Genomic DNA, 9,227 nt, shown 5'->3' on the forward strand with positions numbered 1-9,227 from the left:
CTTCGAAGTCGCGATAAACGACGATTCCGGCATCGGCCTTGTTACGCCAGTGGGCCGAGCCCGAAATGTCAAAGAGGCCTGGCACAGGCTCCTTGCCGCCAGCCGGATTTGAAATCTTCGTCGGGTGCGCGACCATGAAGACGGTGACGCCGTAGACCTTGGCGARGCGCTTGCACTTGCTGATGAGCTGCGAAACGAACTCGGTTTCGGTCATGCCAGCGGGCCGGCCGGCCTCCAGTTCGTTGTAGGGGTCCACGATCAGGCCATTGATGCCTTTGCGCAGGACGGCGGCCTTCGCGCGCTCCAGAACCCAATCGATCGAAGGGGTATGCTCGCCCGAGTCGATGAACACGAACCGGTCGTGAACCCAGCGCATCGCCGTGTGAAGCTGTTCCTCGTCCATGCGGAAGGTCGGCCCCTCATGGAAGGGCAGTCCCGTCTTGATCTCGCACAGGTCGATGATGTGGCTTTCGCTTCCGGTCTCCGGGGAAAACACCGCCCAGCGCCAGCCGTGCAGGTCCGACATGGTCGCGGCGGCCTGATCCAACCAACGGCTCTTGCCGTGGTTCGGAATGCCCGTCACGACGACGAACTGGCCAGGCAGCACCTTGAAAGCCTGATCCATATCGCGGCCCATCCCGAGGGACAGCGGCCTAGGCCCTTCGCCGCGGTAGGTGGCCAGCACTTCATCCGAAAAGGTATCGGCGCCATAGAGGCCATCGATCGGCCAAGCCTCGGCATTCTCGACGCGAGCGCGGAGCACCTTCGCGCCGTACTGCATCAGACACTCATTAGCGTCTTTGACCGGCTTCTCTCCATCAGCCGGGAAGAAGACGCGCCAGCATCGATCCTTGCCCAGGCGGCGGGCCAGCTCCTGCGCAAGCAGTTCACCGGGGCCATCCATGTCGGTCGCAATAAGGACTCGCCCAGCGGCTTCGAGCGCGTCCGCGTGGGTGGCTAGCGGGTCATAGCGCCGATCCGACTGCTCGGGCTTCTCCGGGGCGCCGTTGGGCAAGCTGACTACGTTGGGTAGCCCCGCCTCGATGAAGGCGAGCACGTCCATCTCACCCTCGACGAAAATCAGGTCCTCGCCCGGTTTGATCGCATCGGCGTTGTAAAGCACCGGCTCCGGGTTCTTCTCCTGGCGAAAGTGCTTCTCGTTGTCCCGGTACTTCACATTCCGAAGCGCGCCGGCCCATTCGTACGGGAAGGCGATGCAGGTGGCTTCCGCCTCAATCTGCGGAAACCACTGGCGGGTGAGATAGACGCCCATCCGCTCGACGGTGGCGGCCGAGATGCCGCGACCGGCAAACCATGCCAGCATCTTGTCGGGGCGTTCGGGATTCTCGATCCGAACGGGGCGATTGAACATGCGGACCTCGCGGACAGGGTTGCGCCTAAAGTCGTCGCCCCCAGCGCCGCCGGTCCATTGGCAATGATGGCACTGCCAGCGGACACGATCAGCGAACACGGTGACGGACAGGCAAGGGTCGGTTTTCTTTTTGCGGAGATGCGAGCAGCGCGGGCAGGTGGCTTTGTGGTTGCCCTGTGCCCATGAGCGGAGTCGAATACCTTCGGCCTTGGCGGTTTCGAGGAATTCCATGCTCAGCCCCTCGCCATGGTGAAGGCTGGCGAATCCGAGCGCTGAGCCGGGCGAGCTTTCAGCGCCGCCTCGATCCAGGCGACGGGATCAGCGGCGTGCTGCTCCTGCGCGTCCTCAATCGTGCGAAGCACCTTGCGGGCATCGTCCTTTGCGTCGCGGAGCCACTTTCCGATCAGCGAGCGCGCCGGGCCTACTGGCTTGCCGGTCATCTCAGAGACTGAAGCAAGACCCTGCCGGAAGAGGCGCTCCCGCCAGTCGAGCGGGAGGGCAGTAACCGCCGAAGGCTCCTCCGGGGCGGCCACGCCCGTAGCTTTAGCTACGGAATTACCTCCTCCATCCTCCATCTGGCGTGACACTTCCGAAAAATGCGGAAATGGTCCCGGCTGATCCGTGCCTGTTTCGGAATGTGTCACGGCTGAAGCGTGACCGTTCCGCCGGTTGTCACGCTCCCGGCGCTTCCGATCCGCGGCGGTCACATCGCGAGGGTGGTTAAGCGGGCCGCTGATGCCTCGCCCGTCGCAGGCGAGAAAGCTGCTCAATTCAGCGGGATGAGGATGGATGACCTTTGGGGACTTCGGCCGCTGGTAGCGACCAAAATTGCGAATGGCGCCGTATTGCTTCCCGTCGTGCTCGAAAGCGCGGATCATATCGCGGCCGGCCAGCTCTGAGAGCATGCTCGGCAAGTCCACAGTATCGCCGGGAAACAAGCGCATCTTGAGAGTGAGCGCTTTCCATTCGAAAACGCCCAGGTCATCGGCCTCGCACCACAGTCCRATGAAGAGGACGCGGCTCGGCATGCTGACCGCAGCAAAGGCCTCATCGGTGAAGAGTCCGGGATGAACGGAGCGGATGCGCGCCATCAGACTCGCGCTCCGTCCAKCATTTCGTCGGTAACGTTCTCACCGCACCACAAGCACCATTCGGCATGGACGATCAGCGGCACGTCGTACCGGTTGATGGTCATGGTGGTGCCAGGGAACGGCCCAGGCACTTGCTCAGTCCGGCGCGCGATCAGGCAACGCGACACAAGCGTTTCAAGGATGCGGGGATGATGGCCGGCCAGGTCGTTCCCGATGGCGATTTGTTCAAAGACCTCATGAGCGCGCTTACTCAACCCGGCGCACGGATGAGGCTGGCGAGCAGCTTTCGTGCTGGTCATTGTCCTGCCTCGCTGGAGATGAAGCGCAGGCCATCGCGCTCGACCATTTGCTGGGCGAGGAGGAGAGCGGCTTCGCGTGTGTTTGGGGTGGCTTGGTGGCGCCTGACGAGGCGCCCGTTCTTGGTCGTGGCCGCGGACCAGCTGCCCAAATCAAAGACGACCTCGACGGCATCAGGGATGCGCTGGCGGCGTGGGAAGCTGAGAATCTTAGCCATTGTCCCGGCCTCCGTGCTCGATCTGGTGGACAGCCTCAGGAAAGGTGTCCAAGGTGGCCTTCGTGCAGGCGGCAAACTTCTGCATCGACCGTTGAAGCGCGACTGCATCCCCAGGGCGTGCTCGAGGTGGATTGCCGCCATAGCGACACAGCCCGACAGGAAGGCGCGGGGTGAACCGCGCGTGTCGCGGGCGATCGATCCAGGTTCGCCATGATCAGCGCCCCCCTGCGGTCCGCGAGAGGCGAGGCGGGCAATCGTCTCAGCGTGCAGCTCCGAGACTCGATTGAGTCGCTGGAGCTTCTGGACGATGGTGGCGGGGGTGCTATACTCACGAGGCATTCCGGCGAGGAATGAAGCCTTCGCGAGCCCGGCGCTGCCAAGCGCCGGGTTTGCTGTTTCTAACTGCATGGCGTCACGCGGCCTCCTTCTCGGGGAGGGCGGCGAGCCAGGCTTTCAGCTCGTCGGCCGCAATAAGCGTGCGGCGACCGAACTTCTTCATTTTCAATCGGCCCGATCCAATCTCGGCGTAGAGCGCGGTGAGACCAATTCCGAGCGTTTGCGCAGCCTGTTTGGGCGGATAAGCCAGCGGCTCAATGGGCATTTCTTCATCCTTCATCACTCGCATTCGGGTGAATGCAGTGTGAGAAGAAATGCAGTTGTGACTTGATGTTAAAATCCAGGGGGTAGTTTTGTGTCCTAAATTAGCTGACCCAAAACACCCCCCTCAATTTCGTGTCCATCTAGATTCTATCAGTAAGCCTTGTCGACTATGACGTATTCGATGGCCGCTTCTATCATATTGCGCATAGCCAACGCCTGTGCGTCCTCGCGCGATAATCCGCTTGCTTCCATCGCTGCTTGGGTGGCCTCATCCCCAAATTTCGAGAACAGCATGTTTGCTAACTCCATGAGCTCATCGTTCTTGCGGGGGTCGCACGCATTCCGGTACGCCGCTTTGATTCCACGAGCTCCAATGCCTTTATAATTTTGGTCCTTAGCGAGAAGCCTGTAGGCGTCTTCCTTTGAAAGGTTCGGGTTATTGCTCTGCTTATCAGCAACGTCCCGGACGAGTTGCCAATACCGCGCGCTATTCCATTCGCGGGGGCGCCCGCCCTTCTTCTTCGGGCCAAAATGAACGCGAGCGAAACTCCGTAGCATTGCCGTCCAGTTCCTGGGGTCATCCGGGTTTAGGCCGAAGGCATCGAACGCTTTACGGAGGCTTTGGTCGAACTCGGCGGATAAAGTGGTCGCTATGACCGCTGCCCTGGCTCTGCCCAAGGTCGTGGACAGTTCCTTCATTCTCTCGTCATTCTCAGCCGCTCGCTTGGCTCTCCGCGATTCTACGGGAAATCCGATTTCTCCCAGGCCACCGATCTCGCCGGTTGCGATGCCCTGCAAAAATCGAATCTCACCGTTCAGTCGATCCTTAAGACTGTCTTTAGACATATTTCACCTCGATTGGCGCAATTGGTCGAGGTGATTGGCCCACCACTGCGCCATGCGGACCCGCTCATCCCAATATTTGCCGCGGGCATAGGCGCGCCGGCTTTTATCCTCTTCCTCGTGCGCCAACGAGCGCTCAACTGCATCGGCGGACCAAAGGCCACACTCGTTGAGGAGCGTGGACGCGCTGGCGCGGAAGCCGTGCGATGTGGCGTCGCCAGTCGAATACCCCAAACGACGCAGCGCGGCGTTCATGGTGTTTTCGGAGATGGGGCGCTTGGCTGATCGAAGCGATGGGAACGCGAGAGCGCTGTTGCCGCTCAGTCCCTTCAGCTCTGCCAGAAGCGTCAGTGCTTGCTTCGGCAACGGAATGGTGTGAGGCCGACGCATCTTCATCCGGCCGGCCGGAACCGTCCAAACAGCTGCCTCCAGATGGAACTCGCGCCACTCGGCGAGGCGCAGTTCATAGGGGCGGGGATACAAGAGCGCCATTAGCTGCAAGGCAATGCGCGTTGTGGGCTGGCCTTGGTAATCGTCGACTGCGCGAAGCAGAGCGCCAAACGCCTTTGCCTCGGTCACGGCGGCTCGGCTCTTCACCACTGGCGGAGTGAGGGCCCCGCGTAGCGCAAACGTCGGATCATCCTTCGTCCGCTGTGTCGCGATAGCATAGCGGAACACCTGTCCGATGATGGAGCGTAGGCGTCTTGCTGTCTCCAGCAGTCCGCGTCTCTCGATCTTTCGAAGAACCGCGAGCACCTCAGCCGCGCTGATCTCCGCAATCGGGCGCTTGCCCAGGTCGGGCTTGGCGAGCCCAATATGCCAGTTGAATTTGTCGATGGTCGTCTGCGCCTTCCCACCGGCTTTCTTAATGGCCTCCAGCTCGGCGGCGATGACCTCGAAAGTATTTTCCCGATTGGCCTTGCCAGCTAGCTTCTCTCGGCGCTTTTCGGCCCCAGGGTCCTTGCCGTCACGGAGAAGGCCCTTTGCCTCTTCCCGCCGGGCGCGCGCCGCCCGAAGATCGATCGCCGGATAGGGGCCAATGGCGAGCTTCTTCTGCTTGCCGTCGAAGCGATAGGCCAGGCGCCAGAGCTTTCCGCCCCTTGGCTCGATCCATAGTTGCAGCCCACCGCCGTCCGAGAGCTTCACCGTGCTCTCTCGCGGCTTTGCATTCCTGATCGCGATATCTGTCAGCGGCATGTGTTGGCCTGCGAATATCAACCTGTTGGCCTTCTCGCCGCAAGAGGCCAACAATTTTCGCGTCTGTCAACGAACGCCAGCGAAAGCCAGCGGGGCGGCCGGTCTGAAATCGCTTGGGTTTTTGAGGGTTTTCGAAGGCGGGCGAAGGCCGCCGAAAGAACCCGTGGTGCCCCTGGCCGGGATCGAACCAGCACTCCTTGCGGAACTCGATTTTGAGTCGAGCGCGTCTACCAATTCCGCCACAGGGGCCCCTACGGGCGGGCGGACTATAGCGATCGGTCGATGCCGGTCAATCGGTGGAACGGTGTCGGTGACAGGTTTCGGCGACGGTGTGTTCTCGTTGCTACGAAGCCGCTCCCGTCCGAGCGGATGCAATGAGAGCACAGGGCGCCGTCGACGGCGTTCCAGGTGCTCATGGCCGTTGCGTCACCCATCGCCGCATGCTTAGAGCGCGCCATGCTCAAGCGCCTCTACGAATGGACCATGTCGCTCGCGGCTCGCCCGCGCGCCGAGCTCTGGCTGGCGGTCGTCGCCTTCGTCGAGAGTTCGTTCTTCCTGATCCCGGCCGACGTGTTGTTCGTGCCGATGGCGCTGGCGCGGCCGCAGCGGGCCTATCGGCTGGCCTTCGTCGCGACGCTCTTCTCTGTGTTGGGCGGGATCGCCGGCTACGCGCTGGGCTATTACGCCTTCGAGGCGTTGGCGAAGCCGGTGCTGGCCTTCTACGGCAAGCTCGATGCCTTCGAGACGTTGCGTGCCTGTACCGGTCCGGACACGACGCTGATCCTGCTGACGACCTCGGGGCTGGCGCATCTGCCGCCGATCAAGGTGGTGACGATCCTGGCCGGCGCGGTGCATATCGGCCTGACCTTCTTCATCGTCTCCTGCGTGCTGGCGCGCGGGGCGCGCTTCTTCGCGCTCGCCTTCCTGCTGCGGCGTTACGGCGTCACCATCCGCCACTTCATCGAACGTCGCCTGAAAGTGATCGCCGTCGTGGGCGCGGCCGCGCTGATCCTGCTTTATTTCGGCCTCAAGCTCGTCGCAGGGTCCGGCCAGCTTCTCTCCTGCTGAGCCGTGCCATGACCGCGTTTCCCGCTGATGCCCAGAGCAGCCCGACCCGCCTGTTGAAACCGCGGCGTCTGATCGGCCTGATCGGCCTGGCGAGCTTCGCGCTGATCGCCGGTGCCTGGTATTTCGAGCTGGTCATGCATCTGCAGCCCTGCAAGCTCTGCCTCGAGCAGCGTGTGCCGCATTATACCGCGATCGGGCTGGCGCTGGCCGGGCTGGTGCTGGCGCGCTCGCCGCTGCTGCAATGGCTCGTCCTGCTCGGGCTTGCGGGACTAATGGCTTGGAGCACGTGGCTCGGCGTCTACCACGCCGGCGTCGAGTGGGGCTGGTTCGTCGGGCCGAACGATTGCGGCGGGGCGGCTCCAGCGGCCGCCGGCATGCAGGATTTCATGAAGCAGCTGCAGACGACGCGCATCGTTGCCTGCTCGGAAGCGGCCTGGCGCTTTCTCGGATTGTCGCTTGCCGGGTGGAACGCCGTCGTTTCGGCCGGGCTTTTCCTGCTGGCCGCCTTCGGTTTGTTGAAAAGGCCGGCATCGGCCTGAGCCTCACGGCTCCAGCTCGGAGTCCCAGTAGAGATAGTCGAGCCAGCTCTCGTGCAGGTAGTTCGGCGGGAAGAGCTTGCCGTTGCGGTGGAGGTCGTTGACCGTGGGCGCGTAGGGCTTCTGCGCCGGGAACATCTCGACGGAGGCCGGCATCTTGTCGCCCTTGCGGAGATTGCAGGGCGAGCAGGCCGCGACGACGTTCTTCCAGGTGGTCAGGCCGCCCTTCGAGCGCGGCACGACATGGTCGAAGGTCAGTTCCTCGCGGTGGCCGCAATACTGGCAGGCGAAGCGGTCGCGCAGGAAGACGTTGAAGCGGGTGAAGGCCGGTGTCCGCGAGGGCTTGATGTAGCTCTTCAGCGAGACGACCGAGGGCAGCCGCATGTCGAAGCTGGGGCTGCGGACGACCGTGTCGTATTCGGAGACGATGTTCACGCGGTCCATGAAGACCGCCTTGATCGCGTCCTGCCAGCTCCAGAGAGACAAGGGATAGTAACTGAGCGGCCGGAAATCGGCGTTCAGGACGAGGGCCGGACAGCCGTCCGGCGACGCCATTGGATGCATCACATGCGCCGTCAAACCCGCCGCACCTCCGCTTCATCAAGCGGGACGAATCCCGCCCGGAGATCAATGTAAGCGCGAGACGACAGGAATGTGAAGGAACTTTGTTGCGCTTGCGACAGCGTTCTTCGCACGGGCGAGGTGTTTCCTCGCTCGTAGCGGCCGACAGCGCAATGGAGATCTATTCTCGGCCCGATTCACGGGCGCGACCCGCGTCGTGACCGACCAGCCGTCAGCGAGTCGGGACGGGCTTCTCGCCGCGATAGTCGTAGAAGCCGCGCTTGGTCTTGCGGCCGAGCCAGCCGGCCTCGACATATTTCACCAGCAGCGGGCAGGGGCGATACTTCGAATCAGCCAGCCCGTCATGGAGCACCTGCATCACCGAGAGGCAGGTATCGAGGCCGATGAAGTCGGCGAGCTGGAGCGGGCCCATCGGATGATTGGCGCCAAGCCGCATGGCGGTGTCGATCGCGTCGACCGAGCCGACACCTTCATAGAGCGTGTAGACGGCCTCGTTGATCATCGGCAGCAGGATGCGGTTGACGATGAAGGCCGGGAAGTCCTCAGAGACCGAGACGGTCTTGTGCAGCTGGCTGACGAGATTCTTGGCGCGCTCGAACGTGCCGTCGTCGGTGGCGATACCGCGAATCAGCTCGACGAGCTGCATCAGCGGCACCGGATTCATGAAGTGGATGCCGATGAAGTGCTCGGGGCGGTCGGTCGCGGCCGCAAGCCGGGTGATCGAGATCGAGGAGGTATTGGAAGCGAGGATCGCGTCGGGCCTCAGATGCGGGCAGACAGCAGTGAAGATCTTGCGCTTGACCTCCTCGTTCTCGGTCGCGGCCTCGATGACGAGATCGCAGCTGCCGAGATCGGCGAGCCCAACGGCCGCCTCGATCCTGGACATGGCCGCGCGGCGGTCCTCATCCGGGAGCGCGCCCTTCGAAACCTGCCGGGCCATGTTGCCGTCGATGGTGGCGAGGGCCGCCTTGATCCGATCCTCGGCGACATCGTGCAGCTTGATGTCGAAACCAGCCACCGCCGCGACATGGGCGATGCCGTTGCCCATCTGGCCTGCACCGATGATGCCGATCGTCTTGATCGCATGGTCCGACATGGTTTGATCCCGGATAGTCTTCTTGTGCTCCCGTGGGAGCGGAACGGGCCGCGCCGAAGCGGCCCGGAATTGATAGCCTTGGCTTACTTGCCGGCCTTGGCGAGCTCTGCGTCGAGTTCGGGCAGGATAGTGAAGAGGTCTCCGACGAGGCCGTAATCGGCGATCTGGAAGATCGGGGCCTCCTCGTCCTTGTTGATGGCGACGATGACCTTGCTATCCTTCATGCCGGCGAGGTGCTGGATCGCGCCGGAGATGCCGACCGCGATGTAGAGCTCGGGCGCCACGACCTTGCCGGTCTGGCCGACCTGCCAGTCGTTGGGGGCATAAC

The 9,227-nt window shown here is 62.7% G+C and carries 12 protein-coding genes and 1 tRNA gene; 2 read left to right on the plus strand and 11 right to left on the minus strand.

Annotated features, from left to right (window positions below; translation table 11 throughout):
• From AC1DVA_RS25275 to AC1DVA_RS25310, 8 genes are all read right to left on the minus strand, one after another.
• Positions 1-1,603 (minus strand): toprim domain-containing protein (locus AC1DVA_RS25275; protein ID WP_476807697.1); only part of this gene is annotated, 1,603 nt, incomplete at its 3' end.
• Between the two features lie 2 nt (positions 1,604-1,605).
• On the minus strand, positions 1,606-2,463 hold the full coding sequence (locus tag AC1DVA_RS25280; RefSeq protein WP_476807698.1) for a hypothetical protein: 858 nt from the start codon (positions 2,461-2,463) through the stop codon (positions 1,606-1,608).
• A complete protein-coding gene (locus tag AC1DVA_RS25285; RefSeq protein WP_476807699.1) occupies positions 2,463-2,762 on the minus strand; it encodes a hypothetical protein in 300 nt (99 codons plus the stop codon). The genes AC1DVA_RS25280 and AC1DVA_RS25285 overlap by 1 nt, the downstream gene beginning before the upstream one ends.
• Positions 2,759-2,977 carry a hypothetical protein gene (locus AC1DVA_RS25290; protein ID WP_476807700.1) on the minus strand — a complete coding sequence of 73 codons (219 nt, stop codon included), beginning with the start codon at positions 2,975-2,977 and terminating at the stop codon, positions 2,759-2,761. The genes AC1DVA_RS25285 and AC1DVA_RS25290 overlap by 4 nt, the downstream gene beginning before the upstream one ends.
• A gap of 412 nt (positions 2,978-3,389) precedes the next feature.
• A complete protein-coding gene (locus AC1DVA_RS25295) occupies positions 3,390-3,593 on the minus strand; it encodes a helix-turn-helix domain-containing protein (protein WP_476807701.1) in 204 nt (67 codons plus the stop codon).
• A 134-nt stretch (positions 3,594-3,727) separates the two neighbouring features.
• Positions 3,728-4,423 (minus strand): hypothetical protein, encoded by a 696-nt coding sequence (locus AC1DVA_RS25300; protein ID WP_476807702.1) that lies wholly within the window; start codon positions 4,421-4,423, stop codon positions 3,728-3,730.
• A gap of 3 nt (positions 4,424-4,426) precedes the next feature.
• The gene (locus tag AC1DVA_RS25305; RefSeq protein ID WP_476807703.1) at positions 4,427-5,617 is read right to left on the minus strand and encodes a tyrosine-type recombinase/integrase; all 1,191 of its coding nucleotides are present in this window, start codon (positions 5,615-5,617) and stop codon (positions 4,427-4,429) included.
• 164 nt (positions 5,618-5,781) lie between these two features.
• Positions 5,782-5,866, minus strand: a tRNA-Leu gene (locus AC1DVA_RS25310).
• A 207-nt stretch (positions 5,867-6,073) separates the two neighbouring features.
• On the opposite strand from AC1DVA_RS25310, the gene AC1DVA_RS25315 reads away from it, so the two are divergent.
• Together AC1DVA_RS25315 and AC1DVA_RS25320 are read left to right on the plus strand one after the other, a co-directional pair.
• Positions 6,074-6,685 (plus strand): YqaA family protein, encoded by a 612-nt coding sequence (locus tag AC1DVA_RS25315; protein ID WP_265050203.1) that lies wholly within the window; start codon positions 6,074-6,076, stop codon positions 6,683-6,685.
• An 8-nt stretch (positions 6,686-6,693) separates the two neighbouring features.
• A complete protein-coding gene (locus AC1DVA_RS25320) occupies positions 6,694-7,224 on the plus strand; it encodes a disulfide bond formation protein B (protein WP_265050202.1) in 531 nt (176 codons plus the stop codon).
• Positions 7,225-7,227: 3 nt separating this feature from the next.
• On the opposite strand, the gene AC1DVA_RS25325 is transcribed toward AC1DVA_RS25320, so the two are convergent.
• The 3 genes from AC1DVA_RS25325 to AC1DVA_RS25335 all read right to left on the minus strand — a co-directional run.
• The gene (locus AC1DVA_RS25325; protein WP_476807704.1) at positions 7,228-7,785 is read right to left on the minus strand and encodes an HNH endonuclease; all 558 of its coding nucleotides are present in this window, start codon (positions 7,783-7,785) and stop codon (positions 7,228-7,230) included.
• Between the two features lie 229 nt (positions 7,786-8,014).
• Positions 8,015-8,899, minus strand: coding sequence for a 3-hydroxybutyryl-CoA dehydrogenase (locus AC1DVA_RS25330; RefSeq protein ID WP_265050200.1), 885 nt, complete (start codon positions 8,897-8,899; stop codon positions 8,015-8,017).
• A gap of 83 nt (positions 8,900-8,982) precedes the next feature.
• Positions 8,983-9,227 (minus strand): electron transfer flavoprotein subunit alpha/FixB family protein (locus AC1DVA_RS25335; protein ID WP_476807705.1); only part of this gene is annotated, 245 nt, incomplete at its 5' end.

The organism is Allobosea sp. P4_C6 (assembly GCF_056402015.1).